Annotated in this window: 1 protein-coding gene; it reads left to right on the top strand. The window is 69.1% G+C overall.

The window, feature by feature from the left end; genetic code table 11:
- Nucleotides 1-223: TonB-dependent receptor plug domain-containing protein (locus DBR34_RS24510; RefSeq protein WP_308812575.1), on the top strand; the 223-nt coding region annotated here is incomplete at both ends.

The following is a 223-nucleotide window of genomic DNA, read 5'->3' as shown; positions in this document are numbered from 1 at the left end:
AGCCAGGCCTGTCGGTGACCAGCAGCCCGGCGCGCTTCGGCCTGGGCGGCATTCGCATCCGCGGCCTGGACGGCAACCGCGTGCTGATCCAGACCGACGGCATCGCCATGCCCAAGGCCTTCGCGATCGGCAGCTTCTCCGACGCCAACCGCAACTTCACCGACCTGGAAACGCTCAAGCGCGTGGAAATCGTGCGCGGGCCGGCCAGTGCGCTGTACGGCTC

This window comes from Stenotrophomonas sp. HMWF003, from assembly GCF_003061285.1.
GTDB classification, from domain to species: Bacteria; Pseudomonadota; Gammaproteobacteria; order Xanthomonadales; family Xanthomonadaceae; genus Stenotrophomonas; species Stenotrophomonas maltophilia_AP.
The sequence above is the reverse complement of the archived record's forward strand: the minus strand, read 5'-3'. Positions and strand labels throughout refer to the sequence as shown.